At 65.7% G+C, this 15,372-nt stretch carries 13 protein-coding genes; 4 read left to right on the forward strand and 9 right to left on the reverse strand.

Annotation, left to right across the window (positions count from 1 at the left end):
- Positions 1 to 16: 16 nt before the first annotated feature.
- The 6 genes from AUL30_RS13310 to AUL30_RS13335 all read right to left on the reverse strand — a co-directional run bounded on the left by AUL30_RS13310 (position 17) and on the right by AUL30_RS13335 (position 7,062).
- The gene (locus AUL30_RS13310; RefSeq protein ID WP_062228381.1) at positions 17 to 1,531 is read right to left on the reverse strand and encodes a tripartite tricarboxylate transporter permease; all 1,515 of its coding nucleotides are present in this window, start codon (positions 1,529 to 1,531) and stop codon (positions 17 to 19) included.
- Between the two features lie 13 nt (positions 1,532 to 1,544).
- Positions 1,545 to 2,087: a tripartite tricarboxylate transporter TctB family protein gene (locus AUL30_RS13315; protein WP_062228382.1), complete on the reverse strand. Its 543-nt coding sequence runs from the start codon at positions 2,085 to 2,087 to the stop codon at positions 1,545 to 1,547.
- Positions 2,088 to 2,177: 90 nt separating this feature from the next.
- Positions 2,178 to 3,170, reverse strand: coding sequence for a tripartite tricarboxylate transporter substrate binding protein (locus AUL30_RS13320; protein WP_062228383.1), 993 nt, complete (start codon positions 3,168 to 3,170; stop codon positions 2,178 to 2,180).
- Between the two features lie 63 nt (positions 3,171 to 3,233).
- Complete coding sequence (locus AUL30_RS13325; RefSeq protein ID WP_062228384.1) at positions 3,234 to 4,961, reverse strand: dihydroxyacetone kinase family protein; 1,728 nt, start codon at positions 4,959 to 4,961, stop codon at positions 3,234 to 3,236.
- Positions 4,958 to 5,929: a sugar phosphate isomerase/epimerase family protein gene (locus AUL30_RS13330; RefSeq protein WP_062228385.1), complete on the reverse strand. Its 972-nt coding sequence runs from the start codon at positions 5,927 to 5,929 to the stop codon at positions 4,958 to 4,960. Before AUL30_RS13330 ends, AUL30_RS13325 begins: the two co-directional genes overlap by 4 nt.
- Before the next feature lie 95 nt (positions 5,930 to 6,024).
- A complete protein-coding gene (locus AUL30_RS13335) occupies positions 6,025 to 7,062 on the reverse strand; it encodes a 4-hydroxythreonine-4-phosphate dehydrogenase PdxA (protein WP_062228386.1) in 1,038 nt (345 codons plus the stop codon).
- A gap of 192 nt (positions 7,063 to 7,254) precedes the next feature.
- Here AUL30_RS13335 and AUL30_RS13340 point away from each other — a divergent pair, with 192 nt between their 5' ends.
- The gene (locus tag AUL30_RS13340; protein WP_062228387.1) at positions 7,255 to 7,944 is read left to right on the forward strand and encodes a GntR family transcriptional regulator; all 690 of its coding nucleotides are present in this window, start codon (positions 7,255 to 7,257) and stop codon (positions 7,942 to 7,944) included.
- Positions 7,945 to 7,952: 8 nt separating this feature from the next.
- Here the strand turns inward: AUL30_RS13340 and AUL30_RS13345 are convergent, their stop codons facing one another.
- Positions 7,953 to 8,702: a GntR family transcriptional regulator gene (locus tag AUL30_RS13345; protein WP_062228388.1), complete on the reverse strand. Its 750-nt coding sequence runs from the start codon at positions 8,700 to 8,702 to the stop codon at positions 7,953 to 7,955.
- 223 nt (positions 8,703 to 8,925) lie between these two features.
- On the opposite strand from AUL30_RS13345, the gene AUL30_RS13350 reads away from it, so the two are divergent.
- Positions 8,926 to 10,341, forward strand: a complete 1,416-nt coding sequence (locus tag AUL30_RS13350) for a hypothetical protein (protein ID WP_062228389.1) — start codon at positions 8,926 to 8,928, stop codon at positions 10,339 to 10,341.
- Positions 10,342 to 10,407: 66 nt separating this feature from the next.
- On the forward strand, positions 10,408 to 11,397 hold the full coding sequence (locus tag AUL30_RS13355; protein WP_062228531.1) for a Bug family tripartite tricarboxylate transporter substrate binding protein: 990 nt from the start codon (positions 10,408 to 10,410) through the stop codon (positions 11,395 to 11,397).
- A 176-nt stretch (positions 11,398 to 11,573) separates the two neighbouring features.
- Here the strand turns inward: AUL30_RS13355 and AUL30_RS13360 are convergent, their stop codons facing one another.
- Complete coding sequence (locus AUL30_RS13360) at positions 11,574 to 12,104, reverse strand: GNAT family N-acetyltransferase (protein WP_062228390.1); 531 nt, start codon at positions 12,102 to 12,104, stop codon at positions 11,574 to 11,576.
- 145 nt (positions 12,105 to 12,249) lie between these two features.
- Between AUL30_RS13360 and AUL30_RS19765 the strand changes: the two genes are divergently transcribed.
- Positions 12,250 to 13,611, forward strand: a complete 1,362-nt coding sequence (locus AUL30_RS19765) for a hypothetical protein (protein WP_157070145.1) — start codon at positions 12,250 to 12,252, stop codon at positions 13,609 to 13,611.
- 204 nt (positions 13,612 to 13,815) lie between these two features.
- Here AUL30_RS19765 and guaA read toward each other — a convergent pair whose 3' ends face one another.
- Positions 13,816 to 15,372: a glutamine-hydrolyzing GMP synthase gene (gene guaA, locus AUL30_RS13370; RefSeq protein ID WP_062228392.1), complete on the reverse strand. Its 1,557-nt coding sequence runs from the start codon at positions 15,370 to 15,372 to the stop codon at positions 13,816 to 13,818.

Consider the following 15,372-nt stretch of genomic DNA (forward strand, 5'->3'; position numbering starts at 1 on the left):
TGACGGGATGCCCGTGTCAGCGGGCCGTGCCTGCCGCCTTGCGGCGGAACAGGAGGGCGATTGCCTTGGACAGGATCGGCCAGAGCAGGAGCAGGATCGCAATGCCCATGATGGTGCCGACCAGCGGGTTGGACCAGAAGATGGAGAGCGAACCACCCGAGTAGAGCATGGACTGCCGGAAGGCGTCCTCGGCCTTGTCCCCCAGCACCATGGCCAGGACCAGCGGCGCAATTGGATAGTCGAGGCGCTTGAAGATGTAGCCGACGATGCCGAAGGCCACGGCCATAAGCACGTCGAACTCGGCATTGGCCACCGTATAGGCGCCGATCAGGCAGACCACGATGATGATGGGCCCGATGATCCCGAAGGGGATGCGCAGGATCGACGCGAAGAGCGGGACCGTGGCCAGCACCAGGATAACGGCGATAATGTTGGACATGTACATGGAGGCGATCAGGCCCCAGACGAAATCCGGCTGCTCCACGAAGAGGAGCGGCCCGGGCTGCAGACCCCAGATCATCAGGCCACCCATCATGACGGCCGCCGTGGCCGATCCGGGCACGCCGAGCGCCAGCATGGGCAGGAGCGCGGAGGTGCCGGCCGAGTGATCGGCCGTCTCGGGCGCGATGACGCCCTCGGGCTCGCCCTTGCCGAAATTCTTGCCGTATTTGCCGAAACGCCGGCCGAGCCCATAGCTCATGAAGGACGCAGCCGTCGGGCCGCCCGGGGTGATGCCCATCCAGACACCGACCGCAGCGGACCGCAGGAAGGTGACCCAGTAGTGCGGCAGGCGCGCCAGCGCCTTGAAGATTTCCCGGATCTCGATCTTCGATGAGACGCCCTTGAACTTCATTTCCTCCTGCACGGTCAGGAGCAGTTCGCCGATGCCGAACAGGCCGATCACCGCCACCAAGAAGGAAATGCCGCGCAGAAGGTCGGTGAAGCCGAAGGTCAGCCGCAATTCGCCGGACACCGTGTCCATGCCCACTGTCGCGAAGGCAAGGCCCGCCAGCAGCGACACCGCCGCCTTCATGGGATCGCCGCCGCCCAGCCCGATGAAGGAACAGAAGGCCAGAAGGTAGATGGCGAAGAATTCGGGCGATGAGAAGCGCAGCGCGAAATCCGCAATCCAGCCGGCCAGCAGCGTGATGACGAGCACGCCCGTCAGCGCGCCGAGGCCCGCCGAGAAGAAGGCTGTCGCCAGCGCCTCGGTAGCGCGCCCGTTCTTGGCCATGGGGTAGCCGTCGAAGGTGGTCGCCACCGATGACGGCTCGCCCGGAATGTTGAACAGGATGGATGTGGTCGATCCGCCGAAGAGCGCGCCCCAATACATGGAGGAGAGCAGGATGATCGCCGAGACCGGATCCATGGTGAAGGTCAGCGGCAGGAGCAGGGTCACGCCGTTCGGCGCGCCGAGCCCCGGCAGGACGCCGACCAGGATGCCCAGGAGAACGCCGAAGACGATCAGCCAGACATGGTAGAAGGAAAATGCAACGGAGAAGCCGTGCATCAGATTGGCGAAATCGGCCATAGCGCGTCTCCCCTCAGTAAATGCCGATGGCGGGCATGATCACGCCCTTGGCAAGCGGAACCTGGAACCACCATTCGAACATAAAGAAGAAGGCCGCCATGACGCCGGTCGAGATGACCAGCGCCTTGAGAAGGCTCGTCTTGCCGAGGGTGAGAATGGAGAAGATCAGGAAGAGCGCGCCCGACAGGTAGATGCCGAGCCAGGGGATCAAGGCCGCGCAGATCGTCGTCGGGACGAGGATCGAGCCGATCCGGCCCACCGCGCCATCCGGCATGAAGCGCTCGTCCAGCCCCGTATCATCATGCAGGGCTGCCGGCCCCGTGACCTCGGGCGCCGCCTGGGCCGGTGCCCGACGGCGGTGGCTGAAGGCATAACGGGCCGCGATGGCGAGCCCCAGGACCAGGATCAGGATTCCGATCCGGAAGGGAAAATAGCCCGAGGCCGGCCCGAAATCGGTCCAGCCAATGCCGTTCTCCAGGCTGCCATAGGCCGTCACGGCGCCCAGAAGGGCGACGCACAGGCCGGTGATGACTTCGACATGGCGGCGCGTCAACATCGCGCGTTCCTCCCGCTCTTAGGGCGCCCGTAGGCGAAAAGCCAAGTGCGGGGCGGAGGCTCCTCCACCCGCCCCGCCGCAAGGATCGTGTTACTGGACGAGCCAGCCGTCGGCTTCGAACTGCGCGCGCGACTTTTCGACATCGGCGGCGATGAAGCCCTTGAACTCCTCTCCGGCCATGAAGCGGGCGGTCTGGGACGTGGTCTTCAGGTAGTTCTGGAACTCGGGCGTTTGCGATGCCTTGCGCAGGAGCTCGGTGTAGTAGGCGATGGCCTCTGCCGGCACGTCGGCCGGTGCGAAGACGGTGCGCGGCATCTGGTAGCTTTCGATGGCCAGGCCCTGCTCCTTGCAGGTGGGGATGTCGTTCCACGACATCGTCTCGGTCACCTTGTCGGTATAGGCCATGCGCTCCGGCGCCATGACGCAGAGCGGCTTGGCCTGCCCGGCGCGCCACTGGCCGACATTCTCGGCCGGATTGTTGGTGTTGGCATCGATATGGTTGCCCGCAAGCTGCACCGCCGCCTCGGAGCCGGACTTGAAGGGAATGTACAGGAACTTGGCGCCGGACACGTCCTCGATCTGGCGCAGCAGCGTCTGGTCCACATCCTTGGACTGCGAGCCGCCGAAGCGCAGCTTGCCCGGGTTCTCCTTGCCGGCGGCCACAAGGTCGGTGATCGTCTGGTAGGGGCTGTCGGCCTGAACCCAGACGATGAACTCGTCCACCGCCAGCGTCGCCACCGGCGTCAGGTCCTCGGCCTTGTAGCCGAGCCGCGTGACCAGCGGCAGTTGCCACTCGTTGGACGTCCCGAAGATCAGCTTGTGATCGTCGCCCGCCGATCCGACGCCGTAGATAAAGGCTTCGGCGCCCGAGCCGCCACCCTTGTTGGAGACGACGACGTTCTGTTCGGCAAGCTTCTCCTTGGCGATGGCCGCCTGAAGCTGCCGGGCGAACTGATCCGTGCCGCCGCCCGCGCCGCCTGCCGCGATGAACTCGACGGGCTTGGACGGCGCCCATTGCGCGAGCGCGGGCCCGGCAGCAAGAGCGGCGCCGATGGCGATAAGGCTGGACAGGATCGTCTTCATGGCAATTCCTCCCGGAAATGGTGATGGGCGCGCCCGGCACGGTCGCCGGGCGGGCGTGAAGCGTCAGGCGTGCGCGCCGCCCCGAGCGTCGAGAAAGTCCGCGACGGTCCGGGCGACGAGCGCCAGAGAGATGGCGCCCGCATCCGGATGCCCGATGCTGCGCGCCGCCAGGGGCCGTGCGCGGCCAAGCCGCGGCGACAGATCGCGCGTCTTGTCCGCGGCCTCGGTGGCGCGCATCGCGGCCGTGCGCCAGGCTTTCGGCAGCGCCTGGCCGGCTTCGGCTTCGGCCGCCAGCGTGTCGACGAAGGGAACCAGGGCATCGACCAGCGTCTTGTCGCCCACCCGCGCGCGGCCGAGCTGCGTGACATCCGACAGCGCCGCCTGCATGGCGGCTGCCGCCGCCGGCGCGTCGATGCGTGCCGCATCGCCGATGGCCGTGCCGAAGCCGCGCAGGATCAGGCCCCAGATGGCGCCGGAGGTGCCGCCGGCCGTATCGGCCCAGGCGTCGCCCGCAACGGCAACGACGGTCCCCGCCCCGGCGCCGGCCGCTGCCGCGGCACGTGCTGCCTGTGCGGCCGAGGCCGAGCCGCGCGCCATGCCCTGGCCATGATCGCCATCGCCCGCCACGGCGTCGATGCGGCCGAGCTCGTCTTCGGCCTTCGCCAGCGCAGCCGATACCGCTTCGATGATGGCGGCCACGCAGGCGCCCTCGGCCTGCGAGGCTGCGCTCGCCTGCGGATACACGACCGGGCCGGCCGCCTCGTCCTGAACCCTGTCGGCCGGAGCGCGGGGCGCCACCGTGCCACGCCGGAAGGCGGCCGTGTCTGCTGCCGCGAGCCAGAGCGGCTCGAGTTCCGAATCGAGATAGGTCAGCGTCAGCGAGCAGCCGGCCATGTCGAGGCTGGTGACGTATTCGCCGACTTCCGGCTCCACGATGTCCAGCCCGGCGTCGCGCAGCCGCGCCGCCACATGCGTCCACAGGACGAAGAGTTCCTCGTATTTGGTGGAGCCGAGCCCGTTCAGGAGCGCCGCGACGCGCCCGTTGGCGCCCTCCGGCCGCTCGGCCAGCAGCGGCTCGACCAGAAGCGCGGCCAGCGCCTGCGCGCTCATGGCCGGCTCGTCGCGGATCCCGGGTTCGCCATGGATGCCGAGCCCGACCGCCACCGTGCCCGGCGCGACGGTAAAGAGCGGCCCGTCCGCGCCCGGCAGCGTGCAGCCGGAAAAGGCGATGCCGAAGGAAACCGTCCTGTCGTTGGCGCGGCGCGCCAAAGCTTCCACCGTATCGAGGTCCATTCCGGCTTCGGCCGCGGCGCCGGCGATCTTGAACACCGGCACGTCGCCCGCGACCCCGCGGCGCTTCTCGCGCTCCGAACGGTCCGCGCTCGCGATATCGTCGGTGACGGCCAGCACACGAACATCGATGCCTTCGGCGCGCAGGCGGGTGGCCGCCGCGCCGAAATTCAGGACATCGCCCGCATAATTGCCGAAACCAAGCACGATGCCGGCGCCCATGTGCGCCTGGCGGCAGATGCGCGCCACGCTTTCGGTCGACGGCGAGGCAAAGACATCGCCCGCGACGGCCGCATCGGCAAAGCCGACGCCGACATAGCCGGCAAAGGCCGGGTAGTGGCCGGAGCCGCCGCCGATCACCAGAGCGACCTTGTCCTGCGGCGTCTGCGTCGCGCGCAGGACACCGCCGCGCACGGGGGCCACGATGCGGGCATAAATGTCGCAGAAGCCGTCCAGCGCGCGGGCGGCGAAACGTTCCGGTTCGTCGAAGATCGTGGTCATGGGCGTGCCTCCGGACGGGGAAGGATCCGGCGCAGATAGTCCCGGTTGCTGGCGCAGACGCTGAGGCCGTCGCCACCGTAATGTTCGAGCAGCAGCGCCGAGTTGAAACCGTGCGCCAGCGCCATGGACAAGGCGGCGCGGTAATTGATGATCCCCGATTCCAGCGGCGCGGGATGCGTCACGACACGCCCGTCCGCGCTCTCGTCGCGGATGTAGTTCTTGACGTGCCAGTAGCGGCACAGCGGCGCGAGCTTTGCCATCATGTCCGCCCACTTTTCCACCGGGCGGTGCAGGCGGATCAGGTTGCCGATATCGGCATTGACGCCGACATTGGGCAGGTCGACCTCGGTCACGAAGCGGGCGGCGCTTTCGGCGGTGCCGAGATAGGTGTCCTCGTACATTTCGAGCGACACTTCCATGTCGAGCTCGGCGGCATGGCGCCCGAGTTCGCGGATACGCTCCACGGCCAGGCGCCACATGGCCGGATCGTCGGGATTGCGTACGCCATCCTCCGTCCAGAACCAGAGGACTTTTCTCTGCCGCTCGGTCAGCGGGCCGAAGAAGCCGAAGGAAACGGCGGAGGCGCCGATTTCGGCAGCGGCGTCGATCACCCGATGGCCATAATGCAGGTTCGCCTCGCCCACCGCCGGATCGTCGTCGATGAGGTTCTTGCGCGCCGTCGATACGGCCGGAATGCTGAGGCCGAGGCTCGCCGCGACATCACGGAACTCCTGGCGGCGCTGCGGCGACAGATCGCCCACGCGCAGCCAGCAATCGGTCGGATCGAGCTCGGTGAAGCCGGCATCGGCGATCTCGGACAGGGTGGCGGCCCATTCCTCCGCGCTCTGGTCCTGCACGCTGCGCCCGTCAGGCAACAGGTTCGTGTACTGGATCATGGCCGCGGCGATCGGCCAGTTCGTCCGATCGTAGCGTTGCCGTGCGTTGGCGCCGAATGCTGGCATTCCCATGCCCTGTCCTCCCCGAAAAGCGCGACCGGCCGAAACGCGTGACCGGCCGAAAAACCAGACTCGCCGCGGCTCCCGTGCCCGCGGCGCGCGGCCCGTCAGGCCGCCGCAGGCGCCGGCGTACCGGCGCGGCGCTGCCGGGCCATGCGAACGGCCAGCCGGAAGGCCTCACGCGTCGCGCCCAGATCGGCGATGCCCTTGCCGGCAATGTCGTAAGCCGTGCCATGGGCGGGGGTGCAGAGCGGGAACGGCAGGCCGCCCATCATGGTCACGCCCTTGTCGAAGCCCATCATCTTCATCGCGATCTGGCCCTGGTCGTGATACATGGTCAGGACGGCGTGGAACTCGTCCTTCAGCGCCCGAAGGAAGACCGTATCGGCCGGGAACGGGCCTTCGACGTCGTAGCCGCGCTCCTGCGCGGCCTTCACCGCCGGCTCGATCACGTCGATCTCTTCCATGCCGAAGGAGCCGCCATCGCCGGCATGCGGGTTCAGCCCGGCCACCGCCACGCGCGGCTTTTCGATGCCGGACTGCTTGAGGCAGCGGACGGTCAGGTCCACCTCGGCCAGGATGGATTCGACGCTCAGATGTGCGGAGACGTCCTTGAGCGGAATGTGGGAGGTGACCCGCGCATTCCAGACCTTCTCGAGGACGTTGAACTCACGCACCTTGCCGTTGAAGCCCGTCACGTCGACCACGAAGCGGATCTCGTCGTCATAGCCGGGATAGGCGTAGCGCATCGCCTTCTTGTTGAAGGGCGTGAACATCACCGCTTCGGCGCGCCCCGCATCGGCCATTTCCAGCGCCTTGCGGAAATTGGTGGTGGCGAAGGTGCCGCCCTTCAGCGTGGCTTCGCCACGCTCGACCTCGTCCGGCGCAAGATGCGCAAGATCGACCATGGCATGGCGCTGGCCCGTCGGGGCCCCGGCGCTTGCCAGCATCTCGAGATCCAGCTCGACGCCGGCTTCCTGCGCGCCCTTGTCGAGGATGCGGCGGTCGCCGAACACCACGATCCGGGCGTTCTCGCGCGTTTCGGGGTCGGCCAGCAGCATGGCCGTCAGTTCAGGGCTGATGCCAGCCGGATCGCCCATCGCAAGAGCGATGACTGGGCGCGTATCTGCGGTTTTGACGGACATGGCGGTTCCTCCCCGGAGCGTTCATCGCCGGTTCTTGTAACGAAGGAAAATGCACGCATCAAGCGTTTTGTATGCTGCATACAGCATTTTCGTTTGACGCTGCGGGGCTGGCGTGATGGAACAGGCCCATGGCATCGGCGCACGCATCGACACCGCGCGACGCACGCATGGCCGGCGGATCCGAGGGCTGAGATGGTTGAAACGCAAGTGAGCGAGCACGGGACAGCGGACGGCGCCACGCGCCGCATTTCCCGCCAGTCGCTTCACGACACGCTTGTCGGACATCTGCGCGACATGATCATCGAGGGGCAGTTGCCGCCCGGCTCCCGGCTGCATGAGGGGCAGCTCGGCGAAGAGCTCGGCGTCTCGCGCACACCCTTGCGGGAGGCGATCAAGTACCTGGCCAGCGAGGGGCTGGTGGAGCTTGTCCAGAGCCGCGGCGCGGTCGTGAAGCGCTTCGATGCCAAGGACGTCCACGACATGCTCGTGGTGATCGGCAATCTTGAGGAGCTGGCCGGCCGCCTGTGCTGCCGCAACGCGTCGGATGCGCAGATCGCCACCATTCGCGCCGCGCATGACGAGATGATGCGGCTTTATGCGGTGCGTGACCGGCTTGCCTATTATAAGCTCAATCAGGAGATCCACAGCCTGATCGTACGCTCGGGCGGCAACGAGGCGCTGGCGCATGTCCATGCAACGCTGCAGATGCGGCTGAAGCGGGTGCGCTTCATCGGCCATGAGGGCCAGGAACGTTGGGCGGCGGCCATTGCCGAGCACGAGGAGATGATCGCCGCGCTGGAACGCCGCGACGGCGACGCCCTGGCAGAAACGCTCGGCCGCCACCTCGCCAATGCCTGGGAGCGCGTCAAGGACGCGGTCTGACCCCCGCGTCACGACGCGTCGGCGCTGGCCCGAAGCTGGCGCCAGGTGCTGCCGACATGGGCGCGCAGCGCCGCGGACAGTCCCGCACCGTCGCGCCGCGTGAGGCGCTCGACGATATCGCCATGTTCGGCAATGGCGCGGCTCCACAGCGAGGCATCGGCACTGCCCCGCCAGCGATAGGCATAGACCTGGCGGTTGAGCTGCGCATGGCACCGCGCCAGGGCTCCGTTGCGCGCCGCATCGACGATGGCGCGGTGAATCGCCTGGTTCAGCCGGAAATAGGTCAACCGGTCGCGGCGCTCATAGGCGGCAAGAAGCTCGTGATGCAGGGCGCGGATCTCCGCGATGTCGGCCTCGCTCGCCCGGCTTGCCGCAAGTTCCCCGGCAAAGCCCTCCAGCACGGACAGAAGATCGAGCTTCTCGGAAATGGATGCCGGCGAAAAGGGCGCGATGGTCGCCCCCCGCCCCGGCGACAGGAGGACGAGTTCTTCCGCCGCCAGAATCTTCAAGGCATCGCGCAGCGGCGTGCGCGATGCGCCGAGGCGTTCGGCCAGCTGCCGCTCGCGCAGCCGACTCCCGACGGCGAACTCCTCCGTCACGATCATATCGCGCAGGCGGTCCGCCAGACGTTCGGCCAGGGTCTCAGGTGCGGGCGCATCCTCCGCGGCGGGCGGCCGTGCAGCGTGCCAGGCCGGGCTCTTCCCGCCATCCGCAACCAGGTCATGAAGGGAATCATCGGCGTTCTGGTATTCCAACATCGCTCTCCGTTGCGTGATCGAAACGATCCCACGAAGCCCGCTGATGCGCAATTCCAAAAAATTTCTATTGACTAGCGCGTGCACAGTCAGCAGTTTGGTATACCAAATGAAGAGCTGGATAAGCCGGCCATGCGGGGAGGCTCCGCACCCCATAAGTTTTCGTCTTCACCGTGCGGCCATCCGGCCGCAACGCTGTTGCGACGTTTTGACAACGAGGCCTGCCGTGAACGCTCACAGCCGATTTTCCCGCGCGTCCCGCCCGATCGAGGTTGCCCTGGTGGGTGCCGGCGCCTTCGGCCGTTCGCTGCTCGGCCAGGGCCGTCGCATGGCCTTGATGAATGTGCGTGTGGCGGTGGACGTGACGGCCGAGCGCGCGGCCGACGCCTTCCGGGCCGTGGGCTGGGACGACGCGCAGATCGCCGTCTGTGACAGCCCCGCGGCGGCGCAGGCCGCCTGGACCGCCGGTCACTGTGTCGCGGCCGGCCGGCTTGCGGATGTGCTCGGCCTGCCGGTCGACATCGTCGTGGAAGCAAGCGGCCACGCCGAAGCCGGCGCGGCGCATGCCCTGGCCAGTTTGGATGCCGGCAAGCATGTGGGCCTGGTGACGAAGGAGACGGACTCGGTCGTCGGCCCTTACCTTGCCTGGCATGCGCGTGAGCTCGGCCTTGTCTGCACGCCGGTGGATGGCGACCAGCCGGCCTTGCTGATCGCGCTCGTCACCTGGGCGGAAACGCTCGGCCTGCCGATCCTGTCCGCCGGCAAGTCGAGCGAGTACGATTTCGTCTTCGACGCCGCCACAGGAACCCTGTCCAGCGAAAGCCGCGCCATGGCCGCGCCCGGTTTTGTCGATGCCATGGCGCTCGGCGACGGGTCCTCGGCCGAGCTCGTGGCGCGGCGCGCCGCCTTGGCGCACGCGCTGCCGCAGCTTGCGGTCCCGGACCTGTGCGAACTTGCTGTCGTCGCCAATGCGACCGGGCTGATGCCGGACCGCCCGGCCTTCCATGCACCCATCGCCCGGATTGCCGAGGTGCCGAGCCTTTTCGACACGGCGGCGATGGGCGGCCTCCTGTCGGGCGAGCGCCGGATCGACGTCTTCAATTGCCTGCGGGAGCCGCAGGACATCTCCTTTGCCGGCGGCGTCTTCATCACCGTGCGGTGCGAGGATGCCGAAACCTGGTCCGTTCTGGCGCAGAAGGGCCATACGGTCAGCCGCAACGGCAAGGCGGCCATGCTGTGGCTGCCCCGCCATCTCCTGGGGCTGGAAGCACCGATCAGCCTGCTCGACGCGGTGGTCAACGGCGTTTCGGTGGCCGGCGCGCCGCAACCGGTGGTGGATCTGGTGGGCCGCACGCAGCGCGCGCTCAAGGCCGGTACGCTGCTGGAGGCCGAAGGCCACCATCACACGATCGACGGCGTCGGCCCCGAACTGGTGGAGGCCAAACCCCTCGCAGCCGATCGGCCCCTTCCCTACTACCTTCTGTCGGGTCGGCGGCTGACGCGGGACATTCCCGCCGGTGCGGCCGTGACCATGGCGGACGTGACGCTGGACGAAACCGCACCGCTTCTGGCGCTGCGCCGCCGCCAGGACGCGCACTTCTTCGCAGCCGAGGCTCGCGCCCCGGCGCGTCAAACGGTTTGACCCGTCCCAACGACGGGCAACCCCACACACAAGAATCATAACGGAGGAAAACACGAAATGGCATCCATCAACCGCCTTCTCGGCCTGGCGCTCGCCACGGCAAGCATGCTGGCGACGCCGGCCCTGGCGCAGGAGTTTCAGCCGCGCAAGCCGGTGGAGTTCGTCGTCGCCTCCGGCGCCGGCGGCGGCACCGACCAGTTCGCCCGCATCATCCAGTCCATCATCCAGAAGAACGATCTGATGCCGGTTTCGATCGTCGTGACCAACAAGGGCGGCGGCGCGGGAACCGAAGCCTTCGTCGACGGCAAGCTGGCCGGGGACGATCCGCACAAGCTGGTCTTCGGCACCAACAATGAATGGCTGCTCCCCATGGTGACCAAGGCCGCCTATGCGCCGGGCGACCTGCAGCCCGTGGCGGCGATGGCGATGGACGAGTTCCTCCTGTGGACGCATACCGATGCGCCTTACGAGAACGCGGCCGACTTCGTGGCCAAGGCCAAGGAGGGCAACCTGAAGGTCGGCGGTTCCCAGTCGAAGGATACGGACCAGATCCTGTCCAAGCACCTGGAACATGCGACCGGCACCAAGTTCACCTACATCCCTTTCAAGTCCGGCGGCGAAGCAGCCACACAGCTGGCCGGCGGCCATCTGGAGGCGAACTTCAACAACCCGCAGGAAAACGTCGCCCAGTGGCGCGGCGGCATGGTCCGCCCGCTCTGCGTCTTCTCGCCCGAGCGCATGGATTATAAGGAAAAGGTGACGGACACGATGTCCTGGAACGACATCCCGACCTGCAAGGAGGAAGGGATCGCCGTCGAGGATTACAAAATGCCGCGCACCATCTGGATGAACGCAGAAGTGCCAGCGGAAGCCGTGGCCTACTATGCCGACGTCCTGTCCAAGGTCCGCGAAGCGCCTGAGTGGAAGGAATGGCTGACCCGCACCTCCCAGACCGACAGCTTCCTGACGGGCGAGGACTTCACCAAGCTCGTGGAAACGGAAAAAGCCAACGCCCGTCAGCTCTTCGAGCGCGAAGGCTGGTTGGTCAGCAACTAAGACCCGTCAACGGCCGGGGCGCACTGCGCCCCGGCCTCCGGCAGGGTGGCAGCGGCAGCGGCAGCGGCAGACATTATGCGCATCCTGTCAGGAGCCCCAAGCTTACCCAGATGACCGCAAGCGCACACAGCTCCGGCATACTCATCACGGTAAGACAGCAGCGACCGCTCCACGGTCTAGTCGAAACCTGCCACGACGGTTTCGATCGGCAGGAACAGAGTCCGGCTGTCTTCCGGATATTCGAGGAATTCCGCACAGCGCAGATAAAAGCTTTTGGCCGCTTCACCCTTCGCCTGGACCATCACGGCCCCGATGCCGATGCTTTGCGAGGCCAATGCGATCCGCCGCAGTGCGTCCGACAACAGGTCCGCGCCGAGGCCCAAGCCGGCATGGTTCATGCTGACCGCCAGCCGGCCGATGATCGAAACCGCAATTAGCTCGGGCGCGTTGCGTCGCACCTTACCAGGAGCCGCGCTCAGTTCCACCGACCCCGCAGAGATGCAGGAATAGCCGACGACCCGATTGTCAGCGCATACGACCAAGATACGCGAGAATTGGCTGTCATTCTTCAAGGCCCGATCGCGCAGCCAGTCGTTCAACGCAAGCTCGCCGCAGTCGAAGGCCGAAAGATCGTGCTCCGCCGTTAGAGGAACGGGGGTAGATAGGCACAGTTCGCGATGATCCGGCTTGTCGCCTATTTCTGCCATGATCGCCGCTGCGTCATCGATGAGCTGGCGGGTAGCCGACTTAATTCGCAGATTGCCTGCCGAACAGCAACTGATTGCAGCTGCCATTAGCGGTGCGTTTCCTTCGACTGCAACAGTGCTAGACTTACGTCGAAGGGGTTTGTCCATGGCGACACTGGAATCATATGTAGATGCATTGATCGCGGAACTGATCCGCGTGCAAGCACCCGGATCGATACCGGATCCGGATGAGGAAGGATTCTCGCTGCCGGGGCAGATTGCCGTCGGCAATGACCGCTTCATTATGACGACGCAAGAGATGGAGCGGCTGATCGAGCTTTCTTCCCGAGAACTCAAGCGCAGTGATCCAGTCCTAAGCCGCACTCATACCGATAAAGAATGGAATTGGATGGTACGGGGTGCCTTTGGCCCAGCACTAATGCTGATCGATCTCGATGATGATCGGCAGGAGAATGCCCGCATTGTTATAGCTGCCATCCGCGCGGCCGTCGGCGAACCTGCCAAGACATACGGTCCTGCTGAGCATGTGTTCGGCTGCACCCTCTTTGGAAACTTTCAGGTCGCACCGTTTTGGATAGGTCCAGTGCAGTTTGAGCCGCGTTCAGCTTGGCTCTCGCGCAAGCTTTCCGAATGCGATGTCACCAAGATCACCGCACGGCGTGTCACGCACGTCTGGTCTGGTAACAAATTGCGTAAGCGCAAGACATCGGTCGATTCCATACGAGAGAGGGATATTCTAGATGCAGTCGGCAGGTGTCCTTACGTGTGCAGCGTTCGCACCGATGGGCTCGCCTCCGAATCCGGGCGCCTCAAAGCGCAGACCGCTGCACGCCTTGCAATGACAGGTATTGCCCTGCGTTGGGCCGTATCCTCCAAAGCGCTAGATGGATTTCGGCTGCTCGTTGATCCGTCAGTTCGCCGCCAGCGCTCTCTGGTGTTCAAACCGAATGTCAAAACGCTGTCTGGCGGCAACCTTAGGGGCCTGCCGCATGGTCCGACCGTCAGTCCTGCGAACTGGGCGAACGAACTGACTGAGCACCGCAATGTCTTTGACGTGGTGGGTGAGGCAATCGCTTATTACCTCTCGCCTGATGGGAAGGTCGTTCGTCCGAAGCTCATGAATACCTTAGCACAAGCGCTTTTGTGGTTCCATGAGGGGTGCCGCGATGAGGTCGATCTGATGGCAGTGGTGAAGTTCTCGGCATGCCTCGACGCTCTTGCCAGTGGCGGCAAGTCAACCGGAATTAGAAGCCTAATCCGCGCCCGGCTGGGCATGCAGGACGACAAGCTAATCCGCAAAGATGGCCCAACCATGCACAGCGCTGTACAAGAAATCTACGGCTTGGGCCGAAGCCGCACGATCCATGGTACTAACGACAAGATCGGCGATGACTGGTCATCAACCCGCGCGGTTGCAGAGCAGTTTGCGCGGCTGTGCCTTATAAAGTGTCTGGACTGGGTGGTCAGCAATCCTACCAGTGACGACCCACTTGCCCTCACGAGATGAGGCAGTAGGGACTACTATGAGCGGTCATGCCCCTTTCGGTTCCATCACTCAGTACCATGATCGAGCCAGACTCCGCATCATGGTATCGGCGACTGTTTCGATCGCATACCATTGCGGCACTACGAAACATGCCGTTGAGGATGCAGGATAAGTGATAGATCCTTCACGGATTATCAGCCGCAATCAATAGGTTATAAGCACCGATCACTCCCACTCAATCGTCCCCGGCGGCTTCGACGTCACATCATACACGACGCGGTTGATGCCGCGGACTTCGTTGATGATGCGGGTGGCGGTGTTGCCGAGGAATTCCATGTCGTAGGGGTAGAAATCGGCGGTCATGCCATCCACCGAGGTCACCGCACGCAGGGCGCAGACGAATTCGTAGGTGCGGCCGTCGCCCATCACGCCGACGGTCTGTACAGGGAGCAGCACCGCGAAGGCCTGCCAGATGGCGTCGTAGAGGCCGGCCTTGCGGATTTCGTCCAGGTAGATGGCGTCGGCCTGGCGCAGGATGTCGAGCTTTTCGCGGGTGATGCCGCCGGGGCAGCGGATGGCGAGGCCCGGGCCGGGGAAGGGATGGCGGCCGACGAAGCGTTCCGGCAGGCCGAGTTCGCGGCCGAGCGCGCGGACCTCGTCCTTGAAGAGCTCACGCAGGGGCTCCACCAGCTTCATGTTCATGCGTTCCGGCAGGCCGCCCACATTGTGGTGCGACTTGATCGTGACCGATGGTCCGCCGGTGAAGGAAACGCTCTCGATGACGTCGGGATAGAGCGTGCCCTGCGCCAGGAACTCGGCGCCGCCGAGCTTGCGGGCCTCTTCCTCGAAGGTTTCGATGAAGAGCCGGCCGATGGTCTTGCGCTTGACCTCCGGGTCGATCTCGCCCTCCAGCGCATTCAGGAACAGGTCCTGCGCTTCGACGTGGACGAGCGGGATGTTGTAGTGATCGCGGAACATGGAGACGACTTCGTCCGCCTCGTTCAAGCGCATCAAGCCATGATCCACGAAGATGCAGGTGAGCTGGTCGCCGATCGCCTCGTGGATCAGGATCGCCGCGACGGAAGAGTCCACGCCACCCGACAGGCCGCAGATGACACGGCCCGAACCCACCTTGGCGCGGATCTCGGCCACGGCCTGCTCACGGAAGGCGGCCATTGTCCAGTCGCCCGCCAGGCCGACGATGCGATGGACGAAATTGGAAATGAGCTTCGCGCCGTCCGGCGTGTGGACGACTTCCGGATGGAACTGGACGCCATAGAAGCGCCGCGCCTCGTCGGCGATGGCGGCAAAGGGGGCGCCGGGCGAGGTGGCGACGATCTCGAAACCGTCCGGCAGGGCCGTGACGCGGTCACCGTGGCTCATCCAGACCTGATGCCGGGTGCCCTCCGCCCAGACGCCCTCGAAGAGGGGCGAGCCCTTCTGGACCTCGACGAAGGCGCGGCCGAACTCGCGGTGGAGACCACCCTCGATCCGCCCGCCGAGCTGGGCGCACATGGTCTGCTGGCCGTAGCAGATTCCCAGCACCGGAACGCCCGAATCGAAGATCGCCTGCGGGGCCGCGGGCGCGTTCTCCTCGGTCGTTGAGGCGGGCGATCCGGACAGGATCACGCCCTTCGGCGCCAGCCGGGCGAAGCCCTCGGCGGCCGACTGGAACGGGACGATTTCGGAATAGACACCGGCTTCCCGCACGCGACGCGCAATGAGCTGCGTCACCTGCGAGCCGAAGTCGACGATCAGGATGGTGTCGGGGTGCTGGGTCAT

The organism is Aureimonas frigidaquae, from assembly GCF_001463905.1.
Taxonomy (GTDB): domain Bacteria; phylum Pseudomonadota; class Alphaproteobacteria; order Rhizobiales; family Rhizobiaceae; genus Aureimonas; species Aureimonas frigidaquae.